Origin of the sequence: Cryobacterium sp. GrIS_2_6, assembly GCF_035984545.1 — a bacterium.
Lineage (GTDB): Bacteria > Actinomycetota > Actinomycetes > Actinomycetales > Microbacteriaceae > Cryobacterium.
In genome coordinates, this window is sequence record NZ_JAXCHP010000001.1 from 3,159,384 (window position 1) to 3,176,774 (window position 17,391).

General features: G+C 70.2%; 10 protein-coding genes. 2 read left to right on the forward strand and 8 right to left on the reverse strand.

Features of this window, described 5'->3' with window-relative positions; genetic code table 11:
• Positions 1–71 precede the first annotated feature (71 nt).
• From RCH22_RS15460 to RCH22_RS15475, 4 genes are all read right to left on the reverse strand, one after another.
• Entirely contained in the window at positions 72–959 is an 888-nt protein-coding gene (locus RCH22_RS15460) for a DMT family transporter (protein WP_327015544.1), read from the reverse strand.
• A 281-nt stretch (positions 960–1,240) separates the two neighbouring features.
• Positions 1,241–2,527, reverse strand: a complete 1,287-nt coding sequence (locus tag RCH22_RS15465; protein ID WP_327014590.1) for an adenylosuccinate synthase — start codon at positions 2,525–2,527, stop codon at positions 1,241–1,243.
• Positions 2,527–3,021, reverse strand: coding sequence for a DUF3151 domain-containing protein (locus RCH22_RS15470; protein ID WP_327014591.1), 495 nt, complete (start codon positions 3,019–3,021; stop codon positions 2,527–2,529). The genes RCH22_RS15465 and RCH22_RS15470 overlap by 1 nt, the downstream gene beginning before the upstream one ends.
• Positions 3,022–3,037: 16 nt before the next feature.
• The gene (locus tag RCH22_RS15475) at positions 3,038–3,628 is read right to left on the reverse strand and encodes a TetR/AcrR family transcriptional regulator (protein WP_327014592.1); all 591 of its coding nucleotides are present in this window, start codon (positions 3,626–3,628) and stop codon (positions 3,038–3,040) included.
• Between the two features lie 155 nt (positions 3,629–3,783).
• Between RCH22_RS15475 and RCH22_RS15480 the strand changes: the two genes are divergently transcribed.
• Positions 3,784–4,434: a hypothetical protein gene (locus RCH22_RS15480; RefSeq protein ID WP_327014593.1), complete on the forward strand. Its 651-nt coding sequence runs from the start codon at positions 3,784–3,786 to the stop codon at positions 4,432–4,434.
• An 11-nt stretch (positions 4,435–4,445) separates the two neighbouring features.
• Positions 4,446–6,791: a YhgE/Pip domain-containing protein gene (locus RCH22_RS15485; protein WP_327014594.1), complete on the forward strand. Its 2,346-nt coding sequence runs from the start codon at positions 4,446–4,448 to the stop codon at positions 6,789–6,791.
• A 415-nt stretch (positions 6,792–7,206) separates the two neighbouring features.
• On the opposite strand, the gene RCH22_RS15490 is transcribed toward RCH22_RS15485, so the two are convergent.
• The 4 genes from RCH22_RS15490 to RCH22_RS15505 all read right to left on the reverse strand — a co-directional run bounded on the left by RCH22_RS15490 (position 7,207) and on the right by RCH22_RS15505 (position 17,291).
• Positions 7,207–8,331, reverse strand: a complete 1,125-nt coding sequence (locus RCH22_RS15490) for a Vms1/Ankzf1 family peptidyl-tRNA hydrolase (RefSeq protein WP_327014595.1) — start codon at positions 8,329–8,331, stop codon at positions 7,207–7,209.
• Positions 8,332–8,510: 179 nt separating this feature from the next.
• The gene (locus tag RCH22_RS15495) at positions 8,511–8,879 is read right to left on the reverse strand and encodes a DUF4440 domain-containing protein (RefSeq protein WP_327014596.1); all 369 of its coding nucleotides are present in this window, start codon (positions 8,877–8,879) and stop codon (positions 8,511–8,513) included.
• A gap of 16 nt (positions 8,880–8,895) precedes the next feature.
• Complete coding sequence (locus tag RCH22_RS15500; protein ID WP_327014597.1) at positions 8,896–12,231, reverse strand: hypothetical protein; 3,336 nt, start codon at positions 12,229–12,231, stop codon at positions 8,896–8,898.
• Positions 12,228–17,291: an isopeptide-forming domain-containing fimbrial protein gene (locus RCH22_RS15505; protein WP_327014598.1), complete on the reverse strand. Its 5,064-nt coding sequence runs from the start codon at positions 17,289–17,291 to the stop codon at positions 12,228–12,230. The genes RCH22_RS15500 and RCH22_RS15505 overlap by 4 nt, the downstream gene beginning before the upstream one ends.
• Between the last annotated feature and the right edge of the window lie 100 nt (positions 17,292–17,391).

A 17,391-nucleotide genomic window follows, 5' to 3' on the forward strand; every position in this document is an offset into this window, starting at 1 on the left:
AGCGGGTGAATCGTCGTTATGGCTGCCGCAAACCGACGATTCACCCGCTGTCGCGGGCAGTGGCGACGCTGCTAGGCGAGGGCGCGGCGCGGCAGGGGCAAGCGGATGCGCTTCTGCGCGAGCAGGATGCCGAGCAGCACGAGCAGCGCGCCCAGGGGCTCGTTCCAGGACAGCGTCTCGCCGAGCAGCAGAACCCCGAGGACGACGCCGACGACGGGCGTCACGTACGTCACGGTCGACGCGTTCGTCGGGCCCCAGGCACGGAGCACGTTGATGTTCCAGATGTAGGCGAGCCCGGTGCCGAGGGCGCCGAGAGTGAGCAGGCTCAGGACGATCGCCGGGCTGAGCGACACCGGGTGCCAGGCCAGCACTGGCGTGAGCAGCACCATGATCGCCCCGCCGAGCCCGATGTTGAGGAACGCGAACGTCGCCCCCGCGATCGGCCGCCCGCTCAGGAACCGGCGGGTGTACCCGAACGTGAAGCCGTAACACACCGCCGCGCCGAGGCAGGCGAGCTGGCCCCATAGGTCCCCGGTGAGTGCGGCATAACGCCACGGCCCGATGATCACGAGCACGCCGGCGATGCCGGCGACCACCCCGAGCACCTGCCCGCGCCCGAGCCGTTCGACGCGGAAGGCGAGGGTCGCCATCAGGGCCGTCATGATCGGTGTCACGGCGTTGTAGATGCTGGCGAGGCTCGAGGACACGTACTGCTCGGCCCACGCGAAGAGGAGATGCGGCACGACGCATCCGCTCACAGCGATCACGAGGAAGTGCAGCCACACGGCCGCTTCGCGCGGCAGCACGGGGCCGTTGTTCACCCTGGGCCGGGTGATGAGCACGATCAGGCCGAGGGTGAGGCCGCCGAGCACGAGGCGCGACCACGCGATCTGCCCGAAGCTCACTCCGGCTAGGGCGACCTTCATGAACAGGAAACTCGAGCCCCAGACGACGCCCATACCGAGGAACTGCAGCGCAACGAGGGCGCGGCGAGCCGGCTCGGCGGGAGCGGGTGCTACGGAAGTGGGGGCGTCGCGCGGGGCGGTGCTATTGGTCACCTGCCGACTGTAACGTGTGCGGCCGCCGGCGTCGGCCCCCTCTGAGCGCAACGTCCGGATCCCGCCGGTGAATGGCAGCATCCGCTCGTTCGAAGCGGCGTGAGACGGCGTGAGACGAGAAGAGCGGATGCGCCCAGCGCATCCGCTCTTCTCGGTTCAGACCCTGCGGCCCGGCTCAGCTCTCAGTTGATCAGGTCGTGGCGGGACACGATCGCTTCGCGGCCGGGGCCGACGCCGATCGCGGAGATGCGGGCGCCGCTCATCTTCTCGAGGGCGAGCACGTAGTCCTGGGCGTTCCGCGGTAGTTCCTCGAAGGTGCGGGCGCCGGTGATGTCCTCGGTCCAGCCGGGGAAGTCCTCGAAGATCGGCTTCGCGTGGTGGAAGTCGGACTGCGAGACGGGCACCTCGTCGTGGCGGACGCCGTCGACGCTGTACGCGACACACACCGGGATGGAGGCGAGGCCGGTGAGCACGTCGAGCTTGGTGAGCACGAAGTCGGTGACCCCGTTGATGCGGGCCGTGTAGCGGGCGACGGGTGCGTCGTACCAGCCGCAGCGGCGGGGGCGGCCGGTCGTGGTGCCGAACTCGAAGCCCTTGGCGCGCAGGAACTCGCCCGACTCGTCGAAGAGCTCTGTCGGGAACGGGCCGGCGCCGACGCGGGTCGTGTACGCCTTGACGACGGCGAGGACGCGGTCGATCCGGTTCGGGCCGATGCCGGATCCGGTGACCGCACCGCCGGACGTCGCGTTCGAGGACGTGACGAAGGGGTACGTGCCGTGGTCGACATCCAGCATCGTGGCCTGACCGCCCTCGAAGAGCACGGTCTTGCCCGCGGTGAGCGCCTGGTGCAGGAGCAGCGCGGTGTCTGCGACCATCGGGCGGAGGCGCTCGGCGTAGCTGAGCAGGTCGGTCACGATCTCGTCGACCGAGATCGCGCGACGGTTGTAGACCTTGACGAGCAGGTGGTTCTTCTGGGCGAGGGCGCCCTCGACCTTCTGGCGCAGGATGTTCTCGTCGAAGAGGTCCTGCACGCGGATGCCGACCCGGTTGATCTTGTCGGCATAGGTCGGGCCGATGCCGCGCCCGGTCGTGCCGATCTGGCGCTTGCCGAGGAAGCGCTCGGTGACCTTGTCGACCGTGCGGTGGTACTGGGTGATGATGTGCGCGTTGGCGCTCACCTTCAGCCGGGACACGTCGACGCCGCGGGAGATCAGCGCGTCGAGCTCCTCGAAGAGCACCTCGATGTCGACGACGACGCCGTTCGCAATGATCGGCGTGACGCCGGGGGTCAGGATGCCGGAGGGCAGCAGGTGCAGCGCGTACTTCTCGCCGTCGATCACCACGGTGTGCCCGGCGTTGTTGCCGCCGTTGAACTTGACGACGTAGTCGACGCGGCTGCCGAGGAGGTCGGTGGCCTTACCCTTACCCTCGTCGCCCCACTGGGCTCCGACCAAAACGATCGCTGGCATTAGTTCTCTCCTCGGATGAAAAACGCCTCGGTGATCGGGGCCGGGTCATCGGCCCGGTAGCCGTCTGGCGTGATGGTTTCCTGGTCGATGCGCGCGATCGCGGTCGGATCGGCGTCGTTCAGGAAGACGGTGAGGCGGTCGAACTCGTCCTGCTCGTTGATCTCTGCGGCGGAGCGGCGCAATGCATACAGGGCGCGCAGCACCCCGCGGTTGGACTCGTGGGTCCACGGGATCGGGCCGTGTCCGCGCCAGCCGGCCTTGCGGAGGGCATCGAGGCCGCGGTGGTACCCGACGCGGGCGAAGGCATAGGCCTCGATGGTGCGGCCTTCGAGGTGGGCGACATCCGCCAGCACGGCCCAGGCCAGTGAAGACGTCGGGTGCGCGGCGACGAGGGACGGCAACGCGTGGCTTTCGGTACTCCGGAGCGCCGCGATCACCTCCGGTTCCGCGGGAAGGAGGGTCTCGGGCTGGTCAATCAAGTTTTCGCCGGTCACACTCGATCCTAACGCGTCAGCGGATGCCGGGGGTCGGGTTCAATCGGCCGGAGAACGTCGCGAGCACCGCGGCGACAACCTCGGGCTGGGGCCGGCCGGGCTCGAAGATGAGCCACTCGAGCCCCGCCATCAGGGTCGCGCCGAAGACGCTGCTTGCCATCAGGCCCGTCACGCCCCCCGTACCGGCCTCGTTCGGCACCGCCTCCTCGATCGCCGCGGCGAATTCGGCGAGCGCCTGGTGGCGGAACGCGAACGAGGTCTCCTGCCAGGCCCGGTCGGTGCGGAAGATGTCACCGGCCATCACCTTCGCGAGGGCCGTGTTCCCGGCGATCCGGCAGAGCAGCGTCGTGACGAGCGCCTCGATCGCGGCCCAGCCGTGCAGCCCGGTGCGCGCGGAGCGCAGCGCTTCGGTGAGGGCGGCCATGCCCTCGGAGAGGAGGCCCTCGAAGATCTTGTCCTTGGACGCGAAGTTGTAATAGAGGCTGCCCTTGGCCACGCCGGCGCGCACGGCGACGTCGTCCATGGTCGTGCCCGAGATGCCGCGCTCGGCCGCGAGCGCGAGGGCGGCGTCGAAGATCAGGCGTTTCGTGCCGGTCACCTGCGCCATGCGTCTTCCCCGATTCACTCTTGCTTCTGTACTGACTAGTCAGTATATTGGAGAACAGCCCTCGACGCAATGAAGCACCCGGCCGCAGGACGGCCGCCGGGAGCTCACTCACCACGTATCGGCACAGAGAATTATCGGCAATCGAAGGCAGAGTCATGCGCGTCACCCTCTCCGCGGTCACCAAAGGCCCCAAAAGCTCCTCCCTCCCGAGCACGACGCTCGAATACCAGAGCGACACCGTCACCCTCGCGCGCGCCGCGACCGAGCGCCGACCCACCGTCCTCGGCCTCATCGCGAGCGGCCGGATGCGCCCGGACTCCGGCCAGGTGCTCCTCGACGACACCGTCGACTACTCGTCCATGCGCCGCCGGATCGCCCTCATTGACGCGCCCGGCGTCTGCGAGCCCGCCGCCGACCTGCCCGTCTCCGAGGTCGTCTCCGAGGAGCTCATGTTCGCCGGCCGCCCGGCCCACAGAGGCGCCGTGAAGCGGATGCTGGCCTCGCTCGACCTCGGAGACGAGGGCCGCACAAGCATCGCCGACCTCGACCCGGATGCGCGCATCCGCCTGTTGACGGAGCTCGCGGTGCTCCGCGACGGCGTCGAGGCCCTCGTGATCTGCTCGCCCGACCGGCACGGCGGCGACCCGCTGGGCTGGTGGCTGATCGCCAACGACCTCGCCGAGCGCGGCTACGCCGTGCTCGTCATCGCCGGAGATGCGTCGGCACACGCGATCGCGGCCCTCGAACCCGAACTGTTCGTCACAACGGCCGGGGATTCGGTCTCGATCGGAGCGGACACGCTGTGAAGGTATTCCGCATGGTCAGGGCCGAACTCGACCGCCTGACCGCAACCGTGATGTCCCGGGTCGCCCTGTGCGCCCTGTTGCTCGTACCCGTGCTCTACGGCGGCCTATATCTCTGGGCCAACCAGGACCCGTACGCCGGCCTCGACCGGGTGCCCGTCGCGCTCGTGGTCGCAGACACCGGGACGGTCATCGACAACGTGAGCCACAACTACGGCGACGACATCGCGACCGAACTCTCCGACGCCGGCGCCTTCCAGTGGCACCGCGTCTCCGCGGCGACCGCAGAGGCCGGTGTCGCCGACGCGAGCTACGACTTCAGCGTGACCATACCCGCCGACTTCTCCGAGGGCATCGCATCCTCGGCCACGTCGACACCGCGGAAGTCGGTGATCACCCTCACCACGAACGACACGAACAGCTACCTCGCCTCGACGATCGGCGGCCAGGCCGCGACGAAGATCCGGGAGGCCATCGTCTCGAAGGTCAATGAGGAAGCGGCCGACCGGCTCCTGATCGGCTTGTCCGACGTGCGCTCGAGCCTCGTCACGGCCGCGGACGGCGCAACCAAGCTGACGGATGGCGCGACGACCGCCTCCGACGGAAGCGCGAGCCTCGCAACCGGTGCCGCCCAGCTCTCGAGCGGCGTTGGCGTCCTCGCCTCCGGCCTCGGCCAGCTCGCGACCGGAACGAGCGCCCTCGCCACCGGCGCGGGCAGCCTCGCGACCGGAACCAGCACCCTCGCAGCAGGGGCAGGGACCCTCGCGTCCGGTACCAGCCAGCTCTCGAGCGGGGCCAGGAGCCTCGCCGCAGGGACCGCGACGCTCGCGACCGGCGCGGGCCAGGTGTCCGCGGGGGCGACGAAGGTCTCCGGTGGCGCCGCGGACCTCGCGGCCGGGACGAAGACGCTTGCGACAGGCACCGCCACGCTCTCCGCAGGGGCGAGCGGCGTTGCCGCAGGAACCGCGAAGCTCGCAGCCGGAGCCCCCAAGCTGTCGACGGCGACCGGCGCGACGAGCTCGACCCTCGCCACCGCGGCCACAGACCTCAGCACCGCGCGGACCAACATCGCGGCCACGCTCGCGTCGACGACCACGCTGACCGCAGCCCAGATCAAGGCGATCGTGGACGAACTCAACCCGGTCAGTACGGGGGTCGGCACGGCCGGCGCGTATGCCGATGGTGTCGACGCGACCGTGAAGACCCTGGTCACCGACAGCGTCACTCTCAACACGGGTGCGGGCGACGTCGCCGACGGCGCAGCAACCGCCGCCAAGGGAGCCTCCACCGCCGCGACCGGCGCGGCAACCCTCGCCGCAGGGGCCGCACAGACCGCGGCCGGCGCGAGCAGCGTCGCGACCGGCGCAACCGACGCCGCCGCAGGGGCCGCGAAACTCGCGTCCGGCGCGAGCGACGCCTCGACCGGTGCGGCGAAGCTCGCGACCGGTGCCGGCTCCGCGGCATCCGGGGCCGCTGACCTCGCGACCGGGGCCGGCACGGTCAACGACGGCGCAGCATCCGCCGCCGCCGGAGCGGGCACCGCGGCTACCGGCGCCGCGAGCCTCGCCACCGGCGCGACGAGCCTCAACAGCGGGCTCATCACCCTTCAGTCCGGCGCGGGCGTGCTGCGCGACGGCCTCGCGAACGGGGTGACGAGCATCCCGAATTCGGACGCGCAGACCCGCACCCTGCAGGGCTCGACGATCGCCGACCCGGTGTCGCTCACGACCGCTGCCGTCACCTCCGCCGGGACGTATGGCGCCGGCATGGCCCCGTTCTTCGCGAGCCTCGCCGGCTGGATCGGCATCTATGCGTTGTTCCTGATCGTGAAGCCGGTCTCCCGCCGGGCGATTACGGCCCTGCACTCCCCGCTCAAGATCACCCTCGCCGGCTGGCTCACCCCGGGCCTGCTCGGCCTCGTGCAGATGGCGGCGCTCTTCGGCATCCTCGCCGGGATCCTGCACTTCGAGGTGCACAACCCGGTCGGCACCTACGGGATGATGGGGCTCGCCGCCCTCGCCTTCGCGGCGATCATCCTGGCGCTCAACGTGTGGCTCGGCAGCGTCGGCCAGTTCGTCGGGCTCGTGCTCATGGTGATCCAGCTCGTCACCGCCGGCGGAACCTTCCCGTGGCAGACCCTGCCGGCGCCGCTCGCGTGGCTGCATCACGTGGTGCCGATGAGTTACGCGGTCGACGGCATCCGCCAGCTGATGTACGGCGGCAACCCGGCCACGGCCTGGGCGGATGCCGGGGTACTGCTCCTCTGGGTCGTCGGCGGCCTCGTGCTGGCCGCGATCGGGGTGACCCGGATGACACACTTCCGTACCCTCCGCGACCTGCGCCCCAGCCTGATCGGCTGACCCGCCGGCCGGCTCGCCGGCGGCGGTCGGCCCGGCGGTCGGTCGGCTGGCGCCCGCGCCGGTTTGCGCAGGCCGTTCCCGAAACGGCGGGCGCGGCTTGAAGAAACCGGCGCGCCCGTGAACCGCAGCGGGCAACAACGGGCAACGGATGCTCCCACCCCGACCCCCAGCATCCGCCCGGCCTGAACATCCCGGCATTCACTCCCGCGAGCCCACGACCGCGCCCATTTGCGCAGGCCGCACCCGAAACGGCGGGCGCGGCTTGCCGAAACCGGCGCGGCCGCGAACACGAACCGGCGCGGCTTGCCGAAACCGGCGCGGCCGTCGCGTCATCAGGGCGCGGGCTGCGCAAACCGGCGCGACCGTCGCGCAATCAGGGCGCGGCTTGCCGAAACCGCCGCGGCGGCGGCCGGGCTCAGTGGGTCGAGAGGGTCGACCAGCGGAGCAGGGCGGCGGCCCCGCTCCCGCCGGGCAGCTCCCCCGGCGACACCACGACCACGCGCGCGTCGGTGAGCAACGCGGCACGGACGAGCGCGTCTGCGGCAGGCACGGTTCCGAGAACCGCCGCGCCCAGGGCATCCGCTTCGGTCGACGCCACCCAGGGCTCGCGGTCGAGCGCGAGCAGGGTCGCCTCGGGCAGCGCTCCCGAAGCGAGCAGCAGCACCTCGACCTGGCCCTGCTGCAGCTCGCGCACAACGGCAGCGAAGTCGGCCTCGACGAGACCTTCGTCGCGCCCGGTGTCGAGGCGTTCGAGGGCGTCGTACTCGTCCTGGGCGAGGATCGCGGCAAGGTGCCGGTCGAGGTCGGCTTCGAGTTCATCGGTCGTTGCGCCGCCTTGGCGGGTGTTCGTCGGCACCACGGCGAGGATGTCCCTGCTCGCGGGGGCGAGCTGGGCGACCAACAACTGCCGCGCGCGCACGTCCCCGGTGAGCATCAGCAGCTCCGCACCGCTCGTGCGCACCATCTCGTCGATCGCGTCGGCGATCTGGCCCTCGTTGCGCTTCCAGATCTCCTCGGTGTCGCGCTGGTACCGCGAGTTGGAGAGGAATCCTCCCCGCACCTTGGTGATGTACTCGGTGTCGCCCTCGATCTCCTCCTCGGCGACCGCGCCGGTGCGGCTGAGCCGGAACTGCCGGATCTCGCCTCCGTCACGCCCGACCTCGGCGATGATGTAGGTCAGGTCGCGCGGTCGCTGGGTGAGCAGCGGCAGCAGGCACGGCACCGGCCCGTGCGAGACGATCAGCTCGCCGAGCGGTTCGCCGGGCAGCAGCTCGTCGAGTTCGATGAGGCCGTCCCGCACCACGAGCAGCCGGCTCACCTTGCCCGGCCTGCCGGGCGGTTCCTCGATCCGGTCGATCACGACGTCGGCGTCGGCCTCGGGGGCACCGGCATCGGCCAGCGCCTCGCGCACGGAGCGATGACGCAGGCTCGAGGTGTGTCTCGGATCCTCACGGACCTGGGTGACGTCGACGTAAACGGTGGATGCGCTTCCGGGCCGGCGGTAGAGCTCCGCGAGGCCCTCGTTTCCAAAGTCAGCCATTGACCCGGGTCCCTTCTCGCTATCCGGGTTCCCCCACACGCGGGAACCCTGTCTCGCCACGGTAGACCCGCGCACGGCCGTCCACAAGACACCCGGCATCCGCTCGCGAAAGCGGGTGAATCGTCGGTCTGGGCAGGCGTAACCGACGATTCACCCGCTTTCGCGGACGGACTACGGGGCTAGACGGGGCTTTGCTGGTGCAGGGCCACGCACCAGCCGCCGTTCTGGAACACGTAGGTGGTCGCGGCGGACGTCTCGACGGTTTCGTCGCCGCGGCGGGTGACAAGCCGGTAGACGAGGATGCCCGCGCGATCGTTGATCCGGATCACGGCGGGGTCGTGCAGCTCGTAGCTGTCGAGCGGCGCGAGCGCCTCGAAGAACGCGGCTACCGCGTCCCTCGCGACCACATCCCCCGGGAGCACCAATAGGGCATCGCGCGTCATCGTGCGCCAGTAATAGTCCCCGGCGCGGCGGGCAAGGATCGCGTCCCAGCCCTCGTGCTCTTCGTGCAGCAGGCGGGCGGGCAGATCGTCAGTGATCGCAGTCATAATGCAACGCTAGCCCCTATTCGGCACGCTGGGCGCGGCGTCGGCGACTCGTGAGGACGAGCGCGGCACCGAGCAGGAGGGCGAGCAGGGCGAGGAGTCCGACCGGGAGGGTGATTCCGGTGTGCGCGAGGGCCTTCAGGACGGTCGCGGAGTCGCTCGCCTGGGCCGCTGGGGCGGTCGGGTCGGCGTAGAGGCTGTGCGCGGTGACCGTGTTGACCACGGTCGGGAACGCGGTGGCCAGCACGGACACCGTGATCGTGACCGTGCGGGTCGCCCCGACAGGGAGCGCGCCGGCGAAGGTGCACGTGACCAGCGCCGCGTCGGACCCGGGTGCGCCCGAGGCGGAATCCCCCGTGCCGTCGGACACTGCGGCGCAGGTCACGTCGTCGCCGTGGCCGGCGACGTAGCTGAGCCCGGCCGGGAGCACGTCGACCACGGTGAATCCGCCCGGGTCTGCCGTGGCTCCGGTGTTCGTGACCGAGACGAGGTAGTCCAGGTTCGATCCGATGATGGCCTGCCCGGTGTGGTGCTTCGTCACGGCGAGACTCACCAGCGGGGCGACGCCGAGCGGATCGGTCGCCGAGTTGTTTGCCGGGTCCGGGTCGGGGGTGACCGCGGTGACGGCGGCGGCGTTCGTGACCGTCGGGAACGACCGTGCGTCGACGAGGGCGCTCACGACGAGGGTCGGCGCGTCCGCGCCGGGGGCGACGGGCGTCGCGAGCGTGCACGAGACATCCGTTGCGCCGATGGGGGTGGACGCCGCGGCCGAGCACGACCACGCCGGGTCACTGCCCGCGCTGTCGACCCAGGTGAGCCCGACCGGGAGGGTGTCGATCACACGGACCCCGACGGCGCTGGACGGTCCTGCGTTGGAGACAGTGAGGGTGAATGCGGTCGGAGCGCCGATCGCGCCTGAGCCGGTGTGGGTCTTCACAAGGTGCAGGTCGGCGCTGCGGGCGAAGAGCACCCGCACGGGGCTCGGGTTGTTGACGAGTGTGGACTCCGTTGTCGGTGTCGCGGCGATCGCGGGGTTGTCGAGCGTGACGGCACCGAGAGTCGGGTCCGTGTTCACCGTGATCGAGAGCGCGGTCGCCGTGCCGCCGGCGGCGAGGCCTGTGCTCCCGTCACCGAGAGTGCAGGTGACGACCTGCGGGGCGCTGGCGGCAACGGCACTCGCGACGCAGATCCAGCCCACCGTGTTCGAACGGTACCGGAGCCCGGCCGGCAGGGTGTCGGTGATCGTGATCGGACCGATGGCGTCCGAGGGGCCGACGTTACGCAGCGCGAAGTCGAAGACGACGTCGGCGCCCGCGAGGGGGGTCACTGTCGCGGTCGACTGGTTCAGCTCGAGGTCGGCGATCGCGACAACTTTCACGGGCACGGTGTCGGTGTCCGTGTGGGCGGATGAGCGGCTGTCGGTCCATCCGACGGTCGCGGTGTTGACCGCGCGGGTGCCGTCAGGCACCGCTGCAGCAACGGATGCCGTGACACTGATCACGGAGTTCGTCACGCCGAGCTGGGCGCGGGTGCAGCTAAGGCTGGCCAGGACGCAGGTCCAGCCGGCGCCGCTGATCGCGGTGGCGGTGAAACCGGCCGGAAGAGTGTCGGCGACCGTGAGCGCATCCGCGGTCGACGGACCGGCGTTGGTGACCGTCAGGGCGTAGCCGATGCTGCCACCGGCGGTGACGGTGCGAGCGGACGGCACAATCGTCTTGACGATCGTGACGTCGGCGTGCGTGGTCACGTCGGTCGGGTCGCTCGCGGAGTCGGGGTGCGCGTTCGGCGTTGGCTCGTCGAGAACCCCGGTCACGTCCGCGACGTTGGTGAAGCCGGCGGGCCCGGCGTTCGCCGGGATGCCGACGGTCACGGAGACGACGCCTGCCGTGGCTCCCACGGGAAGGATGCTCGTGCTCGTGCACGTCACATCCTGTCCGACGGGTGCAGCGCAGGTCCAGTCGCCGCCGCCATCCGCGCCCCGGGCGACCAGCCCTGCCGGGATGTGGTCGGTCACGACGGTGCCTGCCGGAGCGTCCGACGGGCCGTGGTTGGTCACCGAGAGGGAGTACGTCAGGTCTGTGCCTGCCGTCACGGCGCCGGCGGGGTGGGTCTTCGTGATTCCCAGATCGGCCTTGCCGGTCAGTCCGGTGTTGGTGTTGCCGCTCGCGTCGGGGGCGTTGTCTGCTCCTGCGGTCGCGGTGTTGACGATGGAACCGGTGAGGCCGCTCGGCACCGCGACCACGACGTCGACAGTCTGGGTGGCCCCGGCGCCGGGCTGCAGGGTGCCCGTGAGGACGCACCCGATGGTCGAGGGAGTGGTGCTGGTCTCGGTGCAGGTCCAGGCGCCGGGGGTACCGGTCGCGAGCCGCACAAAGGTCAGGCCGTCGGGCAGCGCGTCGGTGATCCGCACGTTGCGGGCGTCGGCGCGGCCGGTGTTCGCGACGACGAAGCGGTAGGTCGCATCCGTTCCGGGCACGAGCTGGGCATCCTGCAGGGTCTTCGCGATCGAGAGCGTTGTTGCGCTCCCGACCGGGGTCCTCGGTGCGGAGCTGTTATTGGCCGGGTTCGGGTCGGGCGTCGTCCCTGCGACGGCAGCCGTGTTGGTGAGGCTGCCGGTGAAGTCGGAGTCGATCGTGGCGGTCACGGTCAGGCGCGAGGTCGCGGAGAGCGCGAGGCCGCCCGCGGAGACACAGGTCACCGGGGTCGCGGCGGTGGTGCAGGTCCAGCCGGTTCCCGTGACCGAGACGGCGGAGAGGTGCCCGGGCAGGGTGTCGGTCACGGTGATCGGCCCGACAGAGGTCGACGGACCCGCGTTGGTGACGTCGATGGTCCAGGTCGCCGTGTCGCCGGCGGCGAAGACGCCACTGGCGAGCTTGGTGATGCCGAGGTCTGCGCTCGTGGTCACCGTGCTCGTCGCGCTCGCGGTGTTGTTGCCGAGGAGCGGGTCGAAGGTGCGGGCGGCGACGGTGGCGGAGTTGACGACAGCCGTGCCGTTCGGCACACCGGATCCGCCGAGGACGGCGACCGTGATCGCCGGGAATGCGGCGTGTGCGGCGAGGGTTTCGTTCGCGTTGACACGTTCACAGCTGAAGGCGCCGGTCACGGCGTTCGGAACCGTGCAGCTCCAGCCGGTGCCGGTCGCCCCCGTGACGGTGATGCCGGCGGGCAGCGGCTGGGTGGGGGTGTCCGTGACCGTGAAGTTGTGTCCGGCGACGGCCCCGACCGCGGTGTCCGGTCCGGTGTTGCTGACGGTGATGCTGAACGCGTCCGGCGTGCTGCGCCCGGCGACGAGAGCCGAGCCGACCGTCTTGGCCGGGGTGACGTCGGCCGCATCGATGTGCGCGTCAGCGGTCACCGGCTCGCCGCGTACGGGGCGGGGCCGGCGTGTCCGGTCGCACCGGTGGTATCCGTCGCGGAAGCCGAAAGGGTGTTGGTGTGGCGGATGCCCGCCCCGGCTCCCGGAGTGACGGTTGCCGCAGCGGTCGGCTGCGCACTGTAGCGGATGCTGATGACGATTCCGGGGGCCACGGCCGTGAACGCGGGCCAGACCAGGGTCTGCACTCCGCTCGCGGTGGTCACCGTCGGGTCGCCGAGGGGCCCGGCCGCGCCGCTCCCGATCGAGACCGTGCCGGAACCGGCGAGGTACACCCAGTTCGCGGGGAGGGCATCCGTCGGGGTGACGGTCGCCGCGGTGCCGGCTCCGGTGTTTGTGAGCGTCAGTGTCCAGCCGAACGGGGTGTTCACGTATGCGGTCGCACCGTTGGTCGCGGTCTTGGCGAGGCCGATGTGCGGGAAGCGCGGGGTGACCGCTGCCGTCGCCGTCGGCGGGTTGGCGGTGTAAACACGGCCGCCGGCCGCCAGGGAGGCGTAGCTCGTCACGCTCACGCTGTTCACGATCGCGCTGCCGGTGAGGCTCTTGGACGCGGCCAGCCTGGCGTCGAAGGTCAGGGTGACGGACGCGTTCTTGGCGATAGTCGGCATCGTCCAGGTGATGGTCGTGCCGGAGAGCACACCATTGCCGGAGATATTCGTCACGCTCGCAGGGTCGATCCCGGCGGGAAGGGTGTCGACGATGGTCACGGCGAACGCGTCGGACGTCGTTGCTGTGTTCGCGTTGGTCGCGGTGACGGTGTACGTGAAGGCCTGTCCGGGTTCCGGAGTGGCGTTGGAGACGGTCTTGGCGATTCTGAGCACCGGTTCGAGCACGGTGACGCCCGCTGATCCGGCCGGGCCGGTGCGGTCGAAGCCCGATGCGGCATTGGCCGGATCGGACTTGGCCGTGTCGTTCCAGCGCGGAGCCGCCGTGTTGGTCAGCAACGTTCCCGCGGTGTTGGCGGGTGCCGTGGTGACGGTGCCGGTGACCGAGACGGTGACGGTGCGGTCCTCGGTCGCAGCGACGACGTCCCCGAGGAGCCAACCGATCTTCTGGCCGGACGGGGCGAGGGTGAAACCGGGGCCCTTGGGCAGCGTGGCGATGCAGTCGACGGCGGTCGCGGTACGACAGGCGACCGTGGCGGAGCCGGCGTTCGCGGTCACGCCGGCTGGCAGGGTGTCAATGATGGATGCGTTGTAGAAGTTGACGTTCTTGGGCAGGGTTACGGTGATCGTGTATGCGACCGCGCCGCCGACCGCAACGGCGTTCGGGGTGGCCGTCTTGACCGTCGTGGCACCTTCGACCGTGACGACGGCCGACGCGGCGGCGGAGACAACGCGCTCGACGACGGCGTTATTCGCTCCGTTGCCGCTCAGGGTCGAGCCGGTAACGCTCGCCGCGTTGGTGTACGTGACGAGACCGGCGGAGTTGGGTGCGACCCGTGCCGAATAGGTGAGCACGGTGGTGGCGGGGGCCAGGAGTGCACCGGTGCCGGGGAGCACCCAGCCGAGCCTGGTGGTTCCGGTGCCGCAACCGTTGGTGCCGTCCCCGGGCACGCTCGTCGTCGTCGGCGAAGCGGCAGGGGAGAGGAAGGCCGTCAGGGTCAGTCCCGCGGGCAGGCAGTCGACAACGACGGAGTCGTAGGCTGCGGGGCGGCCGGCGGTGTTGCCGGCCGTGAGAGTGAAGGTCACGATGTCATTGCCCTGGGCGGTGGGCTTGTCGACGATCTTGGCGAGGGTCGGCAGTGGGGTCACGACCGTGATGGCCTTGGCCGCGGTGCGCGGGGTCACCGCGGTCCCGCCGAGGGTGCCGTTGCTCGCGAAGGTCGCGGTGTTGGTGAGCGTTCCGGAGGCCAGACCGACGCCGACGAGCACGCCGGGCAGCGTCACCGTGAAGATCTGGTCCACGGCGGTGGTGTTGTCGAAGGTTGCAGGGAAGGTCAGGGCGCCATTCGTCGGGTCGAATGAGCCGCCGGCCGGCACGCTCGACACTGTCGCGACGGTTCCGACCGGAATGGTCAGTCCGGCCGGGAGCGCGTCGGAGAGCTTTCCGTTGTACACGGTCGAATGAGCAGGCACCGTGACGGAGAAGGTGTAGTCGACGAGTTCCCCCGCGACGGCCTGGTTTGCGGTGTTGCCGGTCGCCACGATCCGGGACACGCCGGTCTTGGCCACGGCGGCGTCGGCGAGGCGAATCTGCGCGGTGCTGTTGGCCGGGAGCGCATTCCCGTCGGTGTCATGGGCCGGGTTCAGCGAGCCCTTCGGGAAGTAGCCCGTGTCGCCGCCCGCGGTGTTCGGCGAGGTGAAGGCGACGACGGATGCCGTATTCGGGAACACCGTCGACACGCTCACGCCGGTGGGAACCGTCACCGCATAGCTGAGCCGGGTGGCTGCCGCTCCTGGGGCGAGTGAACCCGGAACGGTCCAGACGATGACGCTGCGAGCGTTGGCCGGCACGGCATTTGTGGTCGGGTAGCCGGAGTCACCGGGATTCAGGCAGCTGCCGGCGGGTGTGATCGACGCGACGATCCACGTGGTGCAGGTGTAGCCGGCGGGGAGGGCGTCCCAGACCTGTACGGCAGCGACCGGCACATCGGTGCCTGCGGCGGCCGTTCCGGTGTTCGCCACGTCGAGGGCGTACGTCACGACGTCGCCCTCCGTGACCCTGACGTCTGTTGCCGGCGCGGCCGGGGCTGCAGCGTTGACGGCGGAGATCTTCTTGGCGAGGGAGACGGTGGGGGCAGGGGCGATCGCGTAGTCGACCTGGTCACGGAGAGCGAGCACGGCGCCCGCCGTGGATTCCTGGCGGTACTTCATCAGGTTCGCGGTGATGTCGACGACGGCGGTCGGCGACGTCGACGTGACGATGGCGCTCACGAAGAGGGTCAGGGTTGCGCCCTTGGCGACGTAGAGCTCGGTCGATCCGTTGTCCGGCGTGCCGAGGTTCCAGGCGGCGGGCAGGGTGCCGGCCGGGGTTGCCGACTCGGTGCCGGTTGCGGGGGTCACGGCGACGGTGCTTCCTGACGCGGGCGCGAAGCCGTCGAAGCTCGTTCCGACCGGGGTGAAGTCGGTGATCCGGGCGTTGCGGGTGCGGGTTGAGCTTGCGAACGCCACGGTCAGCTGGAAGCAGACCTTGTCGCCGAGGTGGTAGGTCGGCATCTGGGTGTCTGTGTAGTTGGGCGCGTTGACCGCGGCGGCGCAGTCAACGGCGGTGCCACCGGCGGCCGGGCGGGGAAGCACCTTCTTGGTGATGGTCGGGCTGGATGACGCGAGGCCGGCCGACGAGTCGTCTGTGACCGGCGTGCTGCCGAGGCCGGCGGTGACGTCGGTCGTCGTGCCGGTGATCCCGACGGTGTTGAGGAAGCTGTCTCCCGCGACGGTCGGCCCGCTTTGGCTGTCTCCGGCGTAGGTCGAAGACATCAGTGCGTCGTAGCCGATCGTGCGACTCGTGTTCACCGGGAGACTCGTCGGGTTCGGCGTGAGCACGACCGTGAAACTGCCGTCGGCGTTGGCGACGACGCTGTCGACGGTGGCGCCCGTCACCGTGCCGCCTCCGGTGCAGCCGGCCGGCAGCTGACCGACCCGCGGACCGGTGACCACGACGGAAGCGGGCATGATCGGGCAGAGCCCGTTGGGAACGACGTCGGTGATCGTCATCGCGGAATCGGTGGTGTACTCACTCGATCGAAGCAGCAGGGTGAAGTGCGCGATGCCGTCGGACACGAAGTCCGGGGAGTCCACGGATTTGACGATCGACAGGTCCATGGCCTTGACGGTCACGGAGTCGCTCGAGGTTGCGGCAGCATCCGCGGGCGTGGCGACGGGGCCGGTGTATGTGCCGGTGGCGACTGCGGTGTTCGTGAGGCCCTGGCCGGCGGCGGCCGGCGCCTCCTGGCGAGTCGATGCCCCGGTGTTGTTGTTCAGGTTGGCCGCCTGCAGGCGCGCGGCAGCGTTGGGCACCTGGCCGGCGGGCCACATCGTGTTGGCCTTCAGCGGGATCGCGGCCGAATAGGTGATGGTGCGGGTGGACCCGGCCGTGAGGGTGCCCAGGTTCCAGGTGACCTTCGTGAAGACCTGGCCGAGGAAGCCTGCGCGGTCGTTGACCGTTTCGACGAGCGCGGGAGTCGCGCAGGAGGGACCGCCGGTGGAGGAGCCGAGCGGGCCGCTGCGCGGGTATTCCTCGGTGCCCGCCACACTGTTGTCGACACGGCCGCAACCGAGGAATTCGAGGCCGGCCGGGAGGTAGTCGACGAGCACGACGCCGGTCGTGGCGGCGACCCCGGTGTTCCTGGTGGTGATTGTGTAGACGGTGGCCTGGTCCTGTGCGCCGCGCATGAGTTCATGCTCGGGGCTCGGTTCGGTCTTGGTGACCTTGAGGGCGGCGACCTTCGTGGAAACGGGAGCGACGGCATCCGTGAATGCGAAGCTGCCTGCGACGACGACGCCGGTTGTCGGCGTGAACTTGGCAAGCAGTCGAGGGTCGGTCTGGCCGTAGACGGCCGCATTGCCGGGGATGGGAGATCCGACCAGGAAGACGGAGGGGTTGGGCGTGATCCCGAAGGTGAGGCCGGTGGTGCTTCCGTGCACGAGGTCGGCGATGTTCGGCCAGATCAGCACCTGGTGGGTGACCGCCGGCGGCCCCACGACGTCGGTGATCGTCACGATGGTCGGGTCAGGGAGGGCCGGGCCGCTTGCCCCTGCCGTACTGCCGGGCACGTAGCTCGCGCCGGCGGGCAGCTGGTACCGGAATGCGAGGTTGTAGTAGTCCGTTGTACCGCCGGCAGGAGCCGTCGCGGTGAGACTCACGGTCGCGTTTTCGCCCGCGAGGATGGTCGGCGTACTGCTGGCCGTGAGGGTGACGAGCCCGGCAGCGGTCGCCGGGGCGACAATCGCGCCGACGGTCAGGCCGACGGCGACGAGCAGGCCGGCCAGGACGCTGGCCGTGATCCGCATGTGCGCCCGGGCCGGGGCGAGGAAACCATGGTCGAAGAGGATCTGACGCTTTTTGTGGCGCGGCACGATGGCATGGCGGAAGAGCGGCATGACGGGTACTCCAGGGTAAGCAATGCGAGCAGCGCTGGTTCGGCGTACGCGGGGTATTTCGGGTGCCCGGGTACGCAGAAGCGTCCCTGTTCAGTACGTT

What these genes read in the sequence shown, in the direction of transcription:
- RCH22_RS15460 (WP_327015544.1), bottom strand. Translation starts at nt 959, where the DNA reads ATGGGCGTCGTCTGGGGCTCGAGTTTCCTGTTCATGAAGGTCGCCCTA.
- RCH22_RS15465 (WP_327014590.1), bottom strand. Translation starts at nt 2,527, where the DNA reads ATGCCAGCGATCGTTTTGGTCGGAGCCCAGTGGGGCGACGAGGGTAAG.
- RCH22_RS15475 (WP_327014592.1), bottom strand. Translation starts at nt 3,628, where the DNA reads ATGGCGCAGGTGACCGGCACGAAACGCCTGATCTTCGACGCCGCCCTC.
- RCH22_RS15480 (WP_327014593.1), top strand. Translation starts at nt 3,784, where the DNA reads ATGCGCGTCACCCTCTCCGCGGTCACCAAAGGCCCCAAAAGCTCCTCC.
- RCH22_RS15485 (WP_327014594.1), top strand. Translation starts at nt 4,446, where the DNA reads ATGGTCAGGGCCGAACTCGACCGCCTGACCGCAACCGTGATGTCCCGG.
- RCH22_RS15490 (WP_327014595.1), bottom strand. Translation starts at nt 8,331, where the DNA reads ATGGCTGACTTTGGAAACGAGGGCCTCGCGGAGCTCTACCGCCGGCCC.
- RCH22_RS15495 (WP_327014596.1), bottom strand. Translation starts at nt 8,879, where the DNA reads ATGACTGCGATCACTGACGATCTGCCCGCCCGCCTGCTGCACGAAGAG.
- RCH22_RS15505 (WP_327014598.1), bottom strand. Translation starts at nt 17,291, where the DNA reads ATGCCGCTCTTCCGCCATGCCATCGTGCCGCGCCACAAAAAGCGTCAG.